11 protein-coding genes are annotated in these 18,324 nt (G+C 39.9%); 4 read left to right on the top strand and 7 right to left on the bottom strand.

Annotated features, from left to right (window positions below; all coding sequences use genetic code 11):
* Position 1: 1 nt before the first annotated feature.
* The 6 genes from QF042_RS21330 to QF042_RS21355 form a co-directional block, all read right to left on the bottom strand.
* A complete protein-coding gene (locus QF042_RS21330) occupies positions 2–940 on the bottom strand; it encodes a gliding motility-associated C-terminal domain-containing protein (RefSeq protein WP_307532116.1) in 939 nt (312 codons plus the stop codon).
* Positions 941–969: 29 nt separating this feature from the next.
* Positions 970–1,689, bottom strand: coding sequence for a hypothetical protein (locus QF042_RS21335; RefSeq protein WP_307532117.1), 720 nt, complete (start codon positions 1,687–1,689; stop codon positions 970–972).
* A gap of 38 nt (positions 1,690–1,727) precedes the next feature.
* Positions 1,728–3,887, bottom strand: a complete 2,160-nt coding sequence (locus QF042_RS21340; protein ID WP_307532118.1) for an Ig-like domain-containing protein — start codon at positions 3,885–3,887, stop codon at positions 1,728–1,730.
* A gap of 513 nt (positions 3,888–4,400) precedes the next feature.
* Positions 4,401–5,837, bottom strand: coding sequence for an ATP-binding protein (locus QF042_RS21345; protein WP_307532119.1), 1,437 nt, complete (start codon positions 5,835–5,837; stop codon positions 4,401–4,403).
* Between the two features lie 179 nt (positions 5,838–6,016).
* A complete protein-coding gene (glgB, locus tag QF042_RS21350) occupies positions 6,017–7,966 on the bottom strand; it encodes a 1,4-alpha-glucan branching protein GlgB (RefSeq protein ID WP_307532120.1) in 1,950 nt (649 codons plus the stop codon).
* A gap of 58 nt (positions 7,967–8,024) precedes the next feature.
* Positions 8,025–10,487 (bottom strand): glycoside hydrolase family 31 protein, encoded by a 2,463-nt coding sequence (locus tag QF042_RS21355; RefSeq protein ID WP_307532121.1) that lies wholly within the window; start codon positions 10,485–10,487, stop codon positions 8,025–8,027.
* 338 nt (positions 10,488–10,825) lie between these two features.
* Here QF042_RS21355 and QF042_RS21360 point away from each other — a divergent pair, with 338 nt between their 5' ends.
* Positions 10,826–11,464 carry a hypothetical protein gene (locus tag QF042_RS21360; RefSeq protein WP_307532122.1) on the top strand — a complete coding sequence of 213 codons (639 nt, stop codon included), beginning with the start codon at positions 10,826–10,828 and terminating at the stop codon, positions 11,462–11,464.
* Positions 11,461–12,321, top strand: a complete 861-nt coding sequence (locus QF042_RS21365; RefSeq protein ID WP_307532123.1) for a nucleotidyl transferase AbiEii/AbiGii toxin family protein — start codon at positions 11,461–11,463, stop codon at positions 12,319–12,321. Before QF042_RS21360 ends, QF042_RS21365 begins: the two co-directional genes overlap by 4 nt.
* A 72-nt stretch (positions 12,322–12,393) precedes the next feature.
* Here QF042_RS21365 and QF042_RS21370 read toward each other — a convergent pair whose 3' ends face one another.
* A complete protein-coding gene (locus tag QF042_RS21370) occupies positions 12,394–15,318 on the bottom strand; it encodes a TonB-dependent receptor (protein WP_307532124.1) in 2,925 nt (974 codons plus the stop codon).
* Between the two features lie 196 nt (positions 15,319–15,514).
* Between QF042_RS21370 and QF042_RS21375 the strand changes: the two genes are divergently transcribed.
* Together QF042_RS21375 and QF042_RS21380 are read left to right on the top strand one after the other, a co-directional pair.
* Positions 15,515–17,944 (top strand): penicillin acylase family protein, encoded by a 2,430-nt coding sequence (locus QF042_RS21375; RefSeq protein ID WP_307532125.1) that lies wholly within the window; start codon positions 15,515–15,517, stop codon positions 17,942–17,944.
* Between the two features lie 6 nt (positions 17,945–17,950).
* Positions 17,951–18,310 carry a hypothetical protein gene (locus tag QF042_RS21380; protein WP_307532126.1) on the top strand — a complete coding sequence of 120 codons (360 nt, stop codon included), beginning with the start codon at positions 17,951–17,953 and terminating at the stop codon, positions 18,308–18,310.
* Positions 18,311–18,324: the final 14 nt, after the last annotated feature.

Genomic DNA, 18,324 nt, shown 5'->3' on the forward strand with positions numbered 1-18,324 from the left:
ATTATCTGATAACTGTAACATAGCCCTTAAATTCCTGCCATTTAGAAGTTGTGGTTTTAACTTTAAGTACATAGAAATAAGTTCCATCTACCAAACCATTCGCTGCCCAATCGTTTAAATAGCCATCTTTCTCGTAAACCGTACTACCCCAGCGATTAATAATGGTAAGTTGATTTTCGCTGTAACTATTGAGACGTTCGATAAAAAAGGTTTCATTTTTTCCATCACCATTCGGCGTAAATACATTCGGAATTTTAAGTCCGGTAATTTCTTTGGTATCAACCGATATATTGTTTGACGGATCCGGATCTATTTCATTGATGGTAACCGTGGCACTATTCACAACATTACCAGGTTTCATTGCCCTTACATTAATAATCAGCTCAACAAAACTGCCATTGGCTAGCGATGGGATCGCCCAGGAAACGGTCTTGGTTTGCTCGTTATAACTTGCAGCACCTACAATCGTAGGATCGACACTTACAAACGTCAGGTTTTCAGGAAGATCATCCTTTACCTGTATGTTGGTAGCCTCACCAAGTCCGTTGTTGCGTACCAATAAATTGTATTTAAATACCTCCGTATTGATTACAGGCCTGCTTTCTGACCTTTTAACAATAGACACATCTGCTGATATAACCGGCTCCATAACCACTTCCATTTCTTCTGACAGATCGGAACTGCAGCCGCCTAAGCTAAAAGTGATAACGGTATATTTTCCTGCGGTATTTACCACATAATCTTGCGTGGTGGCACCTAAAATGGCGTTTCCATTTCTGAACCATTGATAAGAGGTAGCGCCAGTACCGTTGGCCCTGAGTTTAACGGTGACGCCAGGTTTAAGGTTAAGCGTATTCGGATTGGAAGATTGCGCAAAGCATGCCCCTGTACAAAACAGGAGCACGCCGAACACAATTACCCCTAATCTGTTAAACATCATGATGGCTAAACCTTGTAAGCAATAACACCTTATGGCGCTACAGCGATAGTGGCTTTACCTGGTTTAACAGTAACAGTGATTGCTTTAAATGCAGTTGCAGTACAAGTTGTTGCCGGCACAATCTGAACACCACCTGTGGCATAACTTCCAACAGCAGTGAAAATATACGCACCTGGAGCTACACCAGCTTTAAGCGTAAAAGTATCTCCAGAAGCGGAGGCTGCCCCTAAAGTTGTAATATCGGTTACTGCAGTACCGCCGAGAGTTGCAGCCCAAACATAAGTCATGGTTACACCAGTAGGTAAGGTAATGGAAATATCTTTAGTTGCTGTAAATATAGTTGAGGCTGTCTGATCAGTACAAAAAACACTTCCAGGTGCAGCTACAGCAATTAGTGGTGTAGGCAATTTCTCTACCACTGTGTTATCGGAAGCATCACTAGGACAAAGATTCGCATCAGCTGGCTGAACTTGAACAGCATAAGTATGATTTCCTACAGCTAATCCTGTAGGAACCTGGTAAAATGCATTTGTTCCGTCAAATACAACCGGAGTTTGTGCAGTTCCATCAACAGTCCACACAATTTTATCACCATTAACCGGCGTGTACCCTGTAAAAGTTGGATTTAATTTCACTGTACCTGTTCCACAGAGGTACACATTTGGAGTTTGTGCAAAAGCACCCAGAGGCAATAAAAACAGTAAGAATGCAAAGATCCTTAAATTAGGTTTTGTAGATTTTTTTGTCATGATTTTAATTTGTTAGGGATGAATAATTTATTTTCTTTTTAATTAATAGATACTGTTGGTTTATGTGGCACGAGCTTTACCCTGAAACTAAAAGGGAGAACGCGTTCGCAGCCATAGGCATTTTTAATGGTTAAATTCCCCTGATACACAGCAACAGGCGTGGTTGGGGGGATAGTAATGGTAATTTCGTTTGCAGGTAAAGTTTGGTTTGAAACAGCGGGAAGTAAATTCCCTGTCCAAGAAATGCTATAGGTAATGGGATCAAAAACGGGATTGGTATAAGTAATTTTGGTTGTGGTTAATCCTTCGCAAATGCTCGGATCTGGCCCTAACGTTAAATTTGGCTGCGGATTTACCGTTAAGTTAAAGTCTACTTTCTTCCCGCAATAGGTGGCATCATCAGCAACGGTGTAACTAATTACAACACTTCCGGCCGCAATTGCAGTAACTTTTCCAGTGGCATCTATCGTCGCAATAGTTGCATCATTAGCACTCCATACTCCATTTGGATAAGCATTTGTAAATGTTGCACTTGTACCACCACACATCGTAACAGCACCAACAATTGCAGGAACAGGAGCATACTGTTTTACTTTTACCTCTACAGGTTGGGCACCGCCTGCATTTTTACATCCTGTTGTTGTGTTAACAGCCTCTATATAATAAATAGTAGCAGCCGTTAAGGCAGGTGTAGTGTAAGTTGTACCAACATTAAATGGCGTTCCGCCGGAAGATGATGAATACCAGTTATAAGTAAAACCAGCATCAGGTGTGGTAACAGTAAGTAGTGCTGTAGATCCGCTGCAGATTGTAACACCCGGTACGGCAAGCGTTGGCAGAGGATTAACTTTAAGCTTTACTTTTAACCGATCTGAAACCGCGGTAACGCAATAAGTTCTGCTGGCCTGAACGTAATAATTATAATCGCCAGCAGCGAGTGTGGATGATGGTGTATAGGTTAAACCGGTATGTAATAAATTACCTCCTGTTTCGGCATCATACCATTTATATTCGGTACATGCCTGCGCATTCTGAACCGAAAAGGTTGCTGATCCTCCCTGGCAAATGATCTTCTCATCAGTAGTAGATGGATCTATCAGTGTTCTCGGTTTCGCTAACTTACGTTTGATATCGTAAATCCTTAAACGGCTAAAAGCGCCTGTTAATCCACCCATGGTTATCTCTAAACGGTCATACACATCGGTTACGGGAAAAGTAAGCGAATATCTACTGGATGAGCCCGGGAATAGCTTCAGGTTCAAAAACGTACTTGTGTTTTTAAATGCCGGCCCAGCCTCAACGCCATTTAAATAGGGCTGTATGGTAAAGCCTGTTAAAAGACTAAGATCTAATAGCCCCCCTCCAGGATTTTCAAGGATAATGGTAACAGAATCAGCAGGCTGTGAAGGTTTGTTGAAGACTGTTGTAAGATATACCTGATTTAGAATAGATGCCCCTACATCAATCAGTGCATAACTATCTGGATCCGAATCAATGGCATTAAAGGGATTGGTAACGGTACCTGTTAAGTTTGCAATTCCTCCCAAAGCAGTTGGCTTTACACCTGAGAGTACATCTATCGCTTCATCACAATTAATAGAACCTGTGCTGAGTTCCATGATATAAGCATGAAAAACTTTCATTGACAATGCAGTAGAAACAACAGCACCGGCAATTTTGATGTAGATTCCATTAAAAGCCTGCGTTGGCGTTACAATAATTTCGACCTCGCCTCCCCCCCCGATTACGCCGGCAATATTTGCAGATGTATAAATTGGAGTCCGGGTTGCATCATAGCCCGGATCATTTCCGTATCCGATTAAAGGCTTGTTTCCGGCAACTGCATGGAGGCCAGTAAAACTACCAATTTCAAAGCTGCTTAAAAGCCCCAGTAATTCTTTTGGAAGTGCTAATTTCACCGTTACAGGTGTATTTGCAGCTATTATACGTTTATTGGCGTTGGTACCATCGGTAGTAAATTCGAGAAATTGTGTAGCCGACCCTGTAAGACCAAGAATCCCAATCGGTACAGATAATGTTGATGCATCTTTAACTTGCCCATTTATGGCGTTTGGTGCGTCTGAGATACTACCATATAAATTTGCGCCCAAAATACCTAACCCATCAACGTATGAACCTTGAAAGTTTGCATAAGTACGTGCTGTATTTTCACACTGTGCATGTAAATATGCAGGCATGAAACAAAGCACAAACACTAAGAAAGATAGACAAGAGCGTCTTTTCAATGTAAGTTTGGGATGTGGACGTAAAAAAATAGTTTGTTTGCTCGTTGATACAAAAGTACGCTGAGCCAGCACCACATTATTCGTTCACTTCATTCATTACCTCCTTATCGGAACCGTAAAAGCTTGTTATTGACATTTATCAACAAACAGAACAAACCTCAAGATTGCAAGCATCTCAATAGCTAGCCAATGTTAGAAATTTTCTACAATGACGTTTTTGACATGGCAATGTTTTTGGTAGATAATAACCGATATTTTTTTGCTGATAATGGAAAGAATTTGAAATACCAATCGATAGGAATAACTTACGGCGGGAGACTGCCATATTTTTTTTAGCAAATAATACTTGCAGGAGAAAAGAGTTATTGTATCTTTGCACCCTCTCTGGAAGCTTCCACTCCAGAGTTTAAGAAAGCTTTCCAGCAATGGGAGGCTTTTCTTATTTAAGTTGCTTCACCAGTCTGTTTAATCGTTAAACAGCACTTCCATCGTAATCTCTTTTTGTACCAAACCTGGATAACGTTCACTATTTGCGACTCCATAAGTTGTAATCATAGTTAAGAACAACGCTTTTCTTGTTCGGGTTTGATATTGAAATACCTTTAGTTTGTTGGCTAATTCCTTTTCATAAGATTTAGTAATTTCAAAAGGTACAACAGAGAATTTAACTTCACATATGTTGATACAAGAATCATTTCGATCAAAAAGCAAATCAATCTGCACACCTTGTTCTTCTCTGCTCTTTGGCAAATAACGCCAAACAGATATTTCGGTATAAACATTATCTATCCCTATTGCTTTTTTAATCTGAGAAGTATGTTTCATACAGATACTTTCAAAGGCATATCCGCTCCAGCTTTTCCATGATGTACCGGAATAAAATTTCAGCCAGGTTCCAGCGCCCGTTGCTTTATTGCCCTCAATAAATTTGAGGTAAAATATCGAGTACTCATCGGTTAGTTTATATAAAGAGTCTTTACTACTTTTTCCAAAGGGAATATAAGGCGTAATAAAACCAGATTCTGCAAGTTCTGCAAGTAGTTGCGTAGCGTAACCACCACTACTTAGCTTACAGGTATTAATAATTTCGGTACGTGTTAATCCTTTGCCTTTTTTTGCCAATGCCTGGACAATATCAATATGATTTTCTGCTTTGTCGAACAATGAATAATAAAGATTCTTAAATTCTTCCAAAAGCAAACCGTCTTTGGTAAAAAAAAGCCTGTCTATAATCTGAGCAACACTCTCTCCCGGTTCTATTTCTTTAAGGTAATGCGGTATCCCGCCCATGGCCATATATACCTGTAAGAGCTGGTACTTATCGAGTTTTATTTTTCTGTATTTAAGGTAGGCCGCGGTTTCACCTACAGTAAAAGGAAGGAGTCTTATTCTTCTGGTTACACGATTATGCAATCCTCCACGATTATTGATCACTTTATTGATCATCCAGGAAGCTGCCGAACCGCAGATCACAACAATGAGTTTTTTTTCTCTCGAAGCCCAACTGTTCCAAAAGCTTTCAAATGCAGGTAAAAATCCTGAGCGAGGCGTATTAATCCAAGGAAATTCGTCAATAAAAATGATTGTTCTTTCTTTTTTTGTTAAGGGCGTGAGGTATTGAATCAGCATATCAAAGGCAGCTATCCAACTTTCTGGTTTCGCCAAAGGAAGACCTCCTGTTACTTTTGCAAGTGCCAAGCTAAAATTTTCTAACTGCTGATTCAACGTGGCATGATGAATCCCTGAAAATTCAAATGCAATTTTTTTATTAAATCCGTTTCTGATTAGATAAGTCTTCCCTACCCGTCTTCGCCCATACACAGCAATCAGCTCACTTTCACCAGATTTCTCAATCTTGTTTAGCAGCAATTTTTCTTCGGTCCTTCCTACAACCTGTTCCATAAACATTTAATTTACAGCAACAAAAGTAATCAAAAATTTAGTTTTGGCGTAATATAAAAAACTATGTCACGCCAAAACTATGATTTTATATGCATTTTTGGCGTAATATAAAAACATATACCACGCCAAAACCATGTTTTTACATATAGTTTTGGCGTGGTATAACTGCAAATAATCTTTTACTTGCTCTTAAAAATCGTTACCGCCAATGGTGGTAAATCGACAACTATTGAATATTCCTGTCCATTATAATTTTCCAGATCAGGAACAATATCTCCCCTGTTATTAATCCCGCCTCCATAATATACAATATCGTCGGTATTAAAAATTTCTGTCCATTTGGTTTTAAAAGGAACACCGATCCTGTAATTCTCACGCACCACTGGTGTTAAGTTTATCGCAATAACCAAAGTATCTTTTGCTTTTGGTCCTTTGCGCATAAATGTGAATACAGATTCGTTTGCATTATCAGCATCGAGCCATTGGAAGCCTTCATAACTGAAATTGAAATGATATAATGCTGGCTCTTTCCTGTACAGGAAGTTTAAAGCCTTAACCGTTTCCTGCATGCCTTTATGGGGCGGGTATTGCAATAAATGCCAATCTAACGACTGAGTGAAGTTCCATTCGTTAGTTTCGCCAAACTCGTTGCCCATAAATAGGAGTTTTGCACCCGGATGGGTGAACATATAACCATAAAGCGCCCTTAAATTGGCAAATTTCTGCCAGTCATCCCCAGGCATTTTATAAAGCATTGGCGACTTACCATGTACCACTTCATCATGCGAAAAAGGCAACATGAAATTCTCGGTAAAGGCATAAGTCATGCTAAAACTCAACTGATGGTGATGGTGTTTCCGGCCAAGCGTTTCTACCTTGAAATATTTAAGGGTGTCGTTCATCCAGCCCATCATCCATTTCATTCCAAAACCAAGCCCACCGGCATGTACCGGATGGGTCACACCGGGATAGGTACTGCTTTCTTCAGCAATTGTCTGCACCCCATCAAAATTTCCATAAACAGCGACATTTAAATCCTGCAAAAACTGGATCGCTCCTAAATTTTCACTTCCGCCATATTCGTTTGTAGCGGCATCACCATCTTCTCTTGAGAAATTGAAATATAACATCGATGCCACTGCATCTACCCTTAACCCATCTGCATGGTACTGATCTATCCAGAACAACGCATTACTAATCAGGAAAGAGCGTACTTCGTTTCGGTCATAATTGAAAATATATGATTTCCAATCGGGATGAAATCCCTTTTTCATATCAGCGTGTTCATATAAATGTGTTCCATCAAACTCATATAAACCGTGCCTGTCGCCAGGAAAATGAGAAGGAACCCAATCCAATATCACCGCAATACCAGCTTTATGAAGCTCATCAATCAGGTACATTAAATCCTGTGGAGAGCCATAACGGGAACTTGCCCCAAAATAACCTGTAATCTGATAGCCCCAGCTTGGAAAATATGGAAATTCCATTACAGGCATCAGTTCTACGTGGGTAAAACCCATTTCCTTTACATAAGGGACAAGCCTGCTGGCCACCTCCCTACAATTTAATACGCGCTCTGGATTATCCGGATCGCGTTCCCAAGAGCCTAAATGTATCTCGTATACCGAAATGGGTTGATCTAAAGCATTTACTTTTGCTCTTTTTTTGAGCCAGGCTTTATCTTTCCAGGTGTAATCGGTATCCCAAACAATGCAAGCTGTTTGTGGAGGATGCTCCCATCTTCTGGCATAAGGATCGCCTTTTAAATGTTCTGATTCATCAAAACCCTTAACAAAATATTTATAAACCTCCCCTTTGGCAATACCGGGAATAAAACCTTCCCAAATACCCGATTTATCCCAACGTATGCTCAGCGGATGCGAACTATTGTTCCAATCGTTAAAATTACCCACTACACTTACACGAATGGCATTTGGCGCCCAAACAGCAAAATAAGTTCCGGCAGTCCCATCAACAGTAATTAAGTGCGAGCCCATTTTCTCGTAAAGCCTAAAATGCTTTCCTACAAGAAAAAGATCGATATCGTAATCGGTAAATAAGCTGTGGATCCAAACGGATTTCTGTTTATCAGTTTTTGGTTGAGATGCTTTTTTTACTGCTGGCATAGGTGTTTTGGCTAGAATAGATGAAGCCCAAACACTAAACAGTGTTTGGGCCTAAAAGTTACAGACTTAAGATCTGTATTTCTAAAAAGTTTTTATTGCACTGAAAATGTAGGATATTCTGATCGTCGGTATAAAAATCTTTAACCTCTTTATTATCGATAATGATCTTTTTCACCTGGAATTTTACACCAATAACATTGCAAACATAAAATTCATAATTAGGCGTGTACAATCCTTCGTTACGCTGGTTCACCTTAATGGCCTGGGTATCGCCTTTTACAGTAAATTTCTTTTCCAGATAAATATCCTGCTCGTACGCAAATGTATCACCATGATCTTCGTACATGTATGAATTTACCTCATAATCGCTATGATAGATATTCAATACGACTTCGGTAATCGATTTCTCATCAACATATTGCATTACCGGATATTCTGGCAAAACGGTACCTGCACGCACAAACATGGGCATACTATCTATTTTGGCATCAACTGTATATTCATTACCGCCATCTAGAATTTCGTTGGTCCAGAAGTTATACCAGGTTCCTTTTGGAAGATAAACCTTTCTAGAGATTGCACCTTGCTCTAAAACCGGGCAGATCAATAATTTATCACCATAGCAAAATTCATCCTGACGGAAACTATTGCTGATATTTTCTTGCTCAAGCATTACCAGTGGCCTTAAAATAGGGAAACCATAACGGTGATGCTCCCAAAATACCGAATACAGATAAGGCATTAAGCGGTATCTTAATTCGATAAACTTACGGTTAATATCTTCGAAAAACTGGCCAAAGCTCCAGGGTTCCCGTTCAGCGGTATCGCCTGCAGAGTGTGCACGCATAAAAGGAGAAAATGTACCCAACTGGATCCAACGGGTAAACAATTCACCATCTGGCTCGCCGCTAAACCCTCCAATATCTGTTCCACAGAAAGGCACACCAGAAACTGATAAACGCTGGCACTGGATATTTCCGATCTTTAAATGCTCCCAGGTTGCAATATTATCGCCTGTCCAAACACTTGCATAACGCTGCATGCCCGAATAACCAGCTCTTGTAATGGTAAACGGACGTTTATTGCGCATCAGTTTTTTTAGTCCTTCATAGGTAGATCGCACCATCTGCATACCATAAACATTATGTGCCTTACGGTGCGAGCCGCGGTAACCATCATAATTATGACGAACATCGTTAGGAAAAGTTCCTGAACCAAACACGGCTGGCTCATTCATATCGTTCCAGAAACCTGCAACACCCATATCTACCAACTCTTTGTATAAATTACCCCACCAGCTCCGTACTTTTGGATTGGTAAAATCGGGAAACTGACAACGGCCCGGCCAAACATGTCCTTCCATATAATAATCGTCGCTGCGGCGACAGAAAAATCTTTTCTCTTTACCTTCTTTAAAAACCCAGTAATCATCATCTACCTTAATTCCCGGATCGATCATTACCACAGTTTTAAAGCCATCATCAGAAAGTTCTTTAATCATTCTCCGTGGATCTGGAAAGTATTTTTTATTCCAGGTAAAACAGCGGTAGCCATCCATGTAATCGATATCCAGATAAATGGCATCGCAAGGAATTTTACGATCCCTGAACTGCTTGGCTATTTCTTTAACTTTTGTTTCAGGATAATAACTCCAACGGCACTGCTGATAGCCCAAAGTCCATTTTGGTGGCATTGGGTGCGTTCCAGTTAAAGATGCATAACGTTTAACCACGTCCATAATATGTGGGCCATGGATATAATAGTATTGCAGTTCTCCCCCATCGGCCCAGAAACTGGTTTTATTTACATCTTCCGAACCAAAATCGAAATACGATTTAAAAGTATTATCGAAAAAAATACCATAGGCAGCCTGATTATGCAAACCAATATAGAAAGGTATGGTGCGGTAAAGTGGGTCCTGATTCCAACCGAAAGAGTAAGCATCGGTATTCCAGTTTTCGAACCGCCTGCCACGCAGGTTAAAATTACCAGATTTATCACCCAAACCGAAGAAATTTTCTTCAGGGTGACATTTTTTGGTTGCATAGATATAATAACCACCAAAATCTACATTTTCTTCCCAGTGCATAGAATTGGCCTCATCAACCATTACCACGTTGGTAATATTATCAGAAAAGGAAATATGGAAATTTGCTTTTTCTATTTTACAGGTTACCGCATGGGTAGAAACGGTGTAATGATCATCGTGTTCCTGCATTTTAAAAACAGAAACCTTTTGATCTACTTCGGGTACGGCATAAGAAAAATCATCTAAGAAAACGCCATGAGGAGCCAGGCGAACGCGAATAATATCGTCGCTTACCACCCGAACTTCTACTCTTGCATCGCCATCAGAAAAGTAAAAACGGTTGCCCTCCTTCTTCACTTTTTTAACTGCACCAAGATATTGTTTTACAATTGGTTTTACCGATATATCAACTGGATTGTTTAAATGCTGTATTTCCTGCTCTTTTTCGATGAGCTCATCAGCATCATTCGGTTTGTCGTTTTGCGCTTCCATCCTTATTTATTCAAAATTTTAAATTCATGGTTCTTAAACCGGGATGTGCTTAAGAAAGTACTATAATACAAATATTTTATAAAAGGGGTGTAGCTTTTTTTTGAAAAGATGCATTTAATAGTGTAAGTTTTACACTAACTGATGTTAATTTACAAATTAAACCTTTTTATTGAAAAAATACTTACGTTGAATTGAGTGGCTTTAAAACGTAAAATAATCACAAGATAAACGATAAAAAACCGTTTATCTTACCATTATTTTGCACTACAATATATTTTATGTAATTTTAAAACAAGATAAACGACAAATAACCGTTTATCTTAGTAAATTTTATCAATATGGATATCCGAGAAGCAATAGCAAACAAATCACATCAGCCCTTAACTCATCAACTGCTGACCGATTTATTGAAGAACTACAAAAGGCCCAATGATAAAATACTTTCATTAAAGGCTCATGGCCTGATTGAACCAATAAAAAAGGGACTTTATATTGCAGGCAGATCGATCAGATCTGAAAGGCCCGAAAATGCACTATTGGCAAATCATATACTTGGACCAAGCTACCTTTCGATGGAAAGTGCACTCTCCCACTACGGACTCATTCCGGAAAAAGTTTTTGCAGTAACTTCCATGACGACAAAATCATCAAGAAAATTTGAAACCAGTATCGGACTATATACCTACACCAACCTGCCACTTCCCTATTATGCTTTTGGACTAAAGATGGTGAGTTTTTCGACAGACCAAATGGCGATGGTTGCAAGCCCTGAAAAGGCACTTTGTGATAAGATAGCCACAACAGCCGGGATTAATTTAAGAAGCCTGACCGCAGCAAGGGACTATGTACTGGGCAATCTGCGGATGGAAGAAAGCGACCTTACTAAGTTCGACACGATAGCGATGAACAGTTGGCTGGAAGATGCTCCAAAAAGAGATAGTATTGAAATATTGATTAAAATGATCGAAAAAATATGATAAAGGATTGGTTGGACAGTTATCATCCCACAAATAAGGAGGAAGCTAAAGATGCATTAAGAGAAATTATGCAGGAAATTGCTCTTGCAGGACTAAACCGTGCAGGTTTTTTTGAGAAGGCAGCATTTTATGGGGGAACAGCTCTTAGGATATTTTATGGATTGGATCGCTTTTCGGAGGATCTTGACTTCTCATTACTTGCTGTTGATCCTGATTTCTCACTGGAAAAATATCAGGATGCAATTATAAATGAATTTGCGGCACTGGGCATGCAGGTATCTATTTCTGAAAAACAGAAAGCAGTGAAGACAAATATCAACTCTGCTTTTCTAAAATCAGAAACCATTTGGAAAGAACTTATACTGGAAGAAATCATTCCCCAGAACGGACTCAAAGAAGTAGCCAACATTAAAATTAAGATCGAAGTGGATACGGAACCGCCGTTAGGCTTCGCAACGGAAGAAAAACTGTTGCTCCAACCTTTTTCTTTCTACGTAAAATGTCTCTCGCTACCCGACCTTTTTGCTGGAAAAATGCATGCACTCCTATTCCGTAAGTGGGGCACCAACGTTAAAGGCCGCGACTGGTATGACATGGAATGGTACATTAAAAAGGGATACGAGCTCAACCTCGAACACTTTCTTCTCAGAGCCATCAATAGTGGGGACTGGAAAAAAAAGACAATAAGTGAAGCCGAATTTAGGGAACTATTGGCCGAGAAGATTAACAGCGTTAAATTCGACTTCGTAAAGGCCGATATTTCCCGTTTTATCAAGAACCCAAAAGCACTTGAAATATGGTCTGCTGGCTATTTTCATGACTTGACAGCAAAACTAAAAATTCAAAAAGCAAAATAATAACCTGAATAAGCTCACAAAAAAGCCCCCCATATTTTAAATAAGGAGGGCCTTCCAAGCGTAATTAGAGCATTATGGATTAAAACTAATGGCCACGTAATAAATTGCACCGGCCTGCGGGTTCCCGTAAGAAGTAAAATAATATTTATTTAGTACGTTAGAACCACCAAGTTTAACAATTGATTGTACCGAAGGGATTCTTAAACTTACCTGCGCATCTAAAGAGCTATATGCAGGTACCTGGCCTGAGGCAAAAGAAGAATTCCAGTAGAATTGATCTTGCCAACGATATGCCAAATTAAAACCAAAGTTTTTAATAATTTCCTTATTGCCAAAACCCAGGTTGTAACGGATTTTCGGAGTATTGAAATCGTTAATGTAATTAACTGGTAAATCGCCTATCTTGTTATAGGATACGTTACCACTGATGGTATATTTACCCACTAAATAATCTAAACCTAAAGCTGCACCATAAGAAGTTACTTTACCTTCTGCATTAACCGGAACACCATATTTCACAAAGCTTCCGCCAACATTCTGATAAACATCAACTGCGGTGATAAAATCTTTATAAATATTGTAATAACCATAAGCATCAATCAATAAATTTGGAAGAAGCAAGCCTTTATACCCTAACTCATAAGATTGCACACTCTCGGGGCGTACACCTCTTGAATCAAAAGTATATTGTTGCAATAATGCCGGGTTAGGCGTTCCTGTTGCAGCTGCTGATGCTAAGAATGCACGGTAACTTACATCAGTAAATGCCTTATTATTATCAAGATGGTATTTATTGAACATAATTTCCGGCAGGCCACCAATCAATCTTTGAGATCCTCCACCTACAGAAAGGTCAATGTACTGGTTTTGTGTGGTTGGATTACGGTAACCTGTTTGATAAGAAACCCTGATGTTGTTGTTTTTAGCAACCGTGAATACTCCGGTTATCCTAGGTGTAAACCGGCCTTCAAAATTCTGACTTTTATCATAACGGCCAGCGACTGTAAACTTAACTTTATCATTAAAGAGCTTTTTGCCGATCTGTGCAAATGCACCATATTCTTTAATATCGATCGATTCATTTAAATCGTTAAAAATAGTTCCGGCCGAATTTAAGTCATATAAACGATAAGATGCGCCTACCTGAAACTCTACCACTTTATCGAAAAGGTTGGTAAAATTGTACATACCTTCGTAGTGATATAGATTTGATTTATCATCGAATTTCGCTCCATATACACTTTTTGATGGATCGACAGAATTAATGCTTGTTGCACTGATCGTGGTATTCATCACTTTATCTTTCGCAGTTTCGAATTGTGGACTACCCGGCTCAAAACGACCTTGATTGGCGATTCCTCTTGCAAATGTATGTGCGGCAGCATCATTTTGTCCTGCTGCTCTTGCCCCAACATAATTACCTATATATTGCGGAAACCAACTTGTTGAGGGTTTAGATATCTCGTTAACATAACTACCCAAAATAGAAGAAATATAAGAATCGCCCGAACGCTCTTGAGTGGTATAGGCTTTCACAAAAAAATCTTCACCTTTTACCTCTAATTTATACTGTCCTATATTAAAGTTACGCAAAGAATAACGGTCAGAACCAGTATAAACTGAAGTTCCGGTACCCCAATTGGCCTGTCCAACCACTTGAACAGTATTACTGATGTTGTAATACAACGCTCCGGATGCCTTTAACGATTTGGTATCATAATCAACCAGGTTTTCTTCATTATAGCCTGTTCTGGAAATATTCTGATCAGGGATTAAACCTGCTTTTAAACCAACATAAAAAGGGAAATAATTCTGTACTGGTCCCCGCAATGCTGCAGGCAAGCCTGCCAAAAATCCGGCTTGCTGTGCTGCATTTGGAATAGCAGCACCAAAAGCCCCATCCATTGATGCTTTAATGTTTGGTATTAAACCACCCGAACCAGCACTTATCCCAGCAATGGTTGCATTTTGCACACTTAAGGCTACATTACGCATATTCTGGCTAACTTCATCACCATAACTGTTTATACCATCATAATTTGGATCACTGTTTCTATCACCACCTTTTACACTTCTGGAAACCCGATCAAAATTAGCGTAATTATTACCCATCCAATCTTTGGCCTGCAGGAATGAAAATGCAGCTTTTACGCCAAACTTATTGTTCCATGATTTTGCCATGCGTACATCTAACTGATTGAAAGGCTGCACACTGCTATTATCATCGTTAACATGGTTTACCCCTGTTTTATATTGAAAGCTTGCACCAGGATATTTAAAGGGATCTTTAGAAGTCATCAACAAGGTACCATTAATACCACCCGCACCGTAAAGGGCAGATGAAGCACCTGGTAAAAGTTCTACATTATCTACATCGAGTTCGGTTATGCCCACAATATTACCCACCGAGAAGTTAAGTCCCGGAGCCTGGTTATCCATTCCATCGATGTATTGATTAAAACGGGTATTACCGTTCGAATTGAAACCACGTGTATTAATCGACTTGAAGGTTAAACTTTGCATGCTGCTTTCTACACCCTTCATATTGTTAAGTGCATCGTAAAATGATGGTGCTGCGATTTCCCTGATAGAGGCTGCGCTCATCCGCTCAATAGAAACCGGCGATTCTAATATACGCTCAGGTGTACGCGACGCCGAAACCACTACATCGCCCCCCAATACAACCGCGGTTTCCAGCTCCAAATTAATACCCGAAGTGCTTCCGGTTATCTGTTGTTCTACAGAACCATAACCTACGTAAGACGCTACTAGTGTAAAGGGAAGCTTAGCTGTTGTTGTAAACGTAAAACTACCATTGCTTGTGGAGGCTGTACCGCCAGACTGACCTTTGATAGTTAAACTCACGCCTGCTAGGCCTTCTTTCGATTGCTTATCTTTCACGGTTCCGCTCACCGTAATGCTTTGTGCCTGTGCCGCGATGTTGCCTGCGTACACAAATAATAACACATAGAAGATCTGTGTAAAAATTCTGCTCATAAACGATTATTAATTTGGTTGTTTGTATTATTAGTTATATAAACTTAAATTCTTTTTTTGAATTAAACAAATTATGTTAGCATAATAATTTCAATTCAAATTATAATTTTGATTGATATACAGTTTGTTGTATTTTGCATTAAACATAAACCGTCATTTTGCCCTATCTTAGCAAAAGACTTGTTAGCTAGCCATTATGAATAAAATTAAAGCCCTGTTTTGCATCATCATTCCGATAGCATTAGCTTTTTTATTTAACACCAAACTAGGCAGTACGCCTCCATTGTTAAAATTCCTAAATCCTTTTATGGGTTTCTGGCAAAATGCAGAGAACAATCATTTTATGTTTAACCATAAAGCGAGGATTAAAGGGGCGATAGATAATATCGAAATCGTTTTTGACGACCGCATGATCCCACATATTTTCGCACAAAATGATCACGATCTGTATCTGGCACAAGGTTATGTAACCGCCATGCACCGCCTTTGGCAAATGGATTTCCAAACCCGTTTTGCAGCCGGGCGAATCAGTGAAGTGGTGGGCGATAAAGCCATAGAGGTAGACCGCTATCAGCGCAGAATGGGTATGGTTTATGGTGCAGAAAACTCATTAAAGGGTATGATGGCCGATCCTAAAGCAAAAGAAATGATCTTAGCTTATACCGAGGGGATCAATGCCTACATTAAAACACTTTCTAAAGCCAATTATCCCTTAGAATACAAAATACTCGATTTTAAACCCGAAAACTGGACACCTGTAAAGTGTGCCTTGCTCCTAAAACAGATGTCGGCAGTGTTGGCTATGGGTTCCGACGAATTTTACATGACCAACATCCTGAAAAAATTCGGTCCGGAGGTGACCAAAAATCTTTTCCCTGATTATCCTTTCCGCGAAGACCCGATCATCCCGGTTGGCACCAAATGGGATTTTTCTCCCTTACCAACACCTAAAACGCCAGAAAGCTTCACTCAGGCTCAAACCGGTGAGGTAAAAACCACTGAAAAAATAGAAGGGATTGGCAGTAATAACTGGGCACTCTCAGGAGCTAAAACAGCTTCAGGATACCCGATCTTAGCAAACGATCCGCATTTAGATTTAACACTTCCATCAATCTGGTACCAGATTCAACTGCATGCACCTGGCGTAAATACCTATGGTGTTTCTTTACCTGGTGCGCCCGGGGTAATTATAGGTTTCAACCAAAAAATAGCCTGGGGTGTAACCAATGTTGCTGCCGATGTGCTGGATTTTTATCAGATCAAGTTTAAGGATTCGACCCACAATGAATATTGGTACGACAATAAATGGAAAGCCACAACCAAACGGTTAGAAACTATTAAAATACGTGGCGGAAAAGATGAAGTCGATACCGTTTACTACACCCATCACGGGCCGGTAGTATATTTTCAAAAACCAAAATATGGCAGGGCCAACAATGTACCTGTTGGCGATGCTTTGAGATGGATTGCACATGATGAGTCTAACGAGCTCATGACTTTCTATTACCTAAACCGTGGGAAAAACTATAACGACTACCGCAAGGCTTTAACTTTTTACACTGCACCTGCGCAAAACTTCGTTTTTGCCAGTGTAGATAATGATATCGCCATTACGCCCAATGGGAAATTCCCTTTAAAATGGAAAGACCAGGGCAAATTTATACTGGATGGTACCGATCCGGCCTACGATTGGCAGGGATGGATCCCAAATGCACAGAATCCAACAGTTAAGAATCCGCCACGCGGTTTTGTGAGCTCGGCCAACCAGTCTTCTACTGATACCACTTACCCATATTACATTAATTGGGAATTTGCACCTTACGAGCGGGGTAAACGGATCAACGATCGCTTGTCGGCGATGAACAAGGCTACTTTAGACAGTATCCGCTTGATGCAAACCGACAATTACAGCATCATGGCACAAAACCTGGTCCCTACACTGTTACCGTTACTAAACAACGAACAGTTAAATGCAACACAAAAGGAAGCGTTAGCTTACCTGGGTAAATGGAACAAACGTTATGATGCCCATGAAATTGCAGCCAGCGTATTCGAAATATGGACCAAACGCTTATCGTATAATATCTGGGCGGATGAATTTGAGGTAAAAGGAATCCCGATGCGTTACCCATCAAGAGACCGTACAGTTGAAATGATTTTGAAAGAACCCAATGCAACATGGTATGATAACATCAATACCAGCAAAAAAGAGACATTATCTGACCTGGTTAATGAAGCTTTTAAATATAGTTGCGATAGTTTGGAAAGACGCTTTGGGCCGATAAACAAAGATTGGGACTGGGCAAATGTAAAACAGACCAATGTGCCGCATCTGGCCAAAATACCTGGATTTGGATCGAAGGTTTTACAGATAGGAGGCGCAAAAACAACCATTAACGCATTGAGCGAAGCCAATGGCCCTTCCTGGAGAATGGTTATAGAGCTGGGCAAAACACCAAAAGGGCATGGCGTGTATCCCGGTGGCCAATCGGGTAATCCCGGAAGCAAATTTTATGATAATATGATCGATACCTGGGCAAATGGCAAATTGTACGATCTGTTTTATATGCAAAGTCCTGATGACAAGTCGGGCATAGTTATCTCTCGTTTAAAAATTTCTAAATAGGCTAAAATGGTTTTCATCGTTATATTAATAATTTGTTTTCTATTGCAAATGATCGCCCCTTGGTGGATTATCATTGTAATTTCTTTTGCTACCTGTGGTATTATCGGTAAAACAGGAAAAATAGCCTTCTGGCAATCTTTCCTTGCTATTTGCTTACTTTGGATAGGTTATGCTTTATTTAAAAGCTTACCTAACGATAATGTGCTTGCTGGCCGTGTAGCTGTAATGACGGGCATAAAACTCTGGTGGGCATTGTTATTGGTTACCGGGATTTTAAGTGGTCTGGTTGCCGGAATAAGTGGTTATTGTGGTTATCAGTTCCGCATGGCGATGCTGGCGAAAAAAACTGATGAGAAAATAGCATAATGCTTCGTACTTTT

The organism is Pedobacter sp. W3I1, from assembly GCF_030816015.1.
GTDB lineage: Bacteria > Bacteroidota > Bacteroidia > Sphingobacteriales > Sphingobacteriaceae > Pedobacter.

What these genes read in the sequence shown, in the direction of transcription:
- QF042_RS21330 (WP_307532116.1), bottom strand. Translation starts at nt 940, where the DNA reads ATGATGTTTAACAGATTAGGGGTAATTGTGTTCGGCGTGCTCCTGTTT.
- QF042_RS21335 (WP_307532117.1), bottom strand. Translation starts at nt 1,689, where the DNA reads ATGACAAAAAAATCTACAAAACCTAATTTAAGGATCTTTGCATTCTTA.
- QF042_RS21340 (WP_307532118.1), bottom strand. Translation starts at nt 3,887, where the DNA reads ATGCCTGCATATTTACATGCACAGTGTGAAAATACAGCACGTACTTAT.
- QF042_RS21345 (WP_307532119.1), bottom strand. Translation starts at nt 5,837, where the DNA reads ATGGAACAGGTTGTAGGAAGGACCGAAGAAAAATTGCTGCTAAACAAG.
- glgB (WP_307532120.1), bottom strand. Translation starts at nt 7,966, where the DNA reads ATGCCAGCAGTAAAAAAAGCATCTCAACCAAAAACTGATAAACAGAAA.
- QF042_RS21355 (WP_307532121.1), bottom strand. Translation starts at nt 10,487, where the DNA reads ATGGAAGCGCAAAACGACAAACCGAATGATGCTGATGAGCTCATCGAA.
- QF042_RS21360 (WP_307532122.1), top strand. Translation starts at nt 10,826, where the DNA reads ATGGATATCCGAGAAGCAATAGCAAACAAATCACATCAGCCCTTAACT.
- QF042_RS21365 (WP_307532123.1), top strand. Translation starts at nt 11,461, where the DNA reads ATGATAAAGGATTGGTTGGACAGTTATCATCCCACAAATAAGGAGGAA.
- QF042_RS21370 (WP_307532124.1), bottom strand. Translation starts at nt 15,318, where the DNA reads ATGAGCAGAATTTTTACACAGATCTTCTATGTGTTATTATTTGTGTAC.
- QF042_RS21375 (WP_307532125.1), top strand. Translation starts at nt 15,515, where the DNA reads ATGAATAAAATTAAAGCCCTGTTTTGCATCATCATTCCGATAGCATTA.
- QF042_RS21380 (WP_307532126.1), top strand. Translation starts at nt 17,951, where the DNA reads ATGGTTTTCATCGTTATATTAATAATTTGTTTTCTATTGCAAATGATC.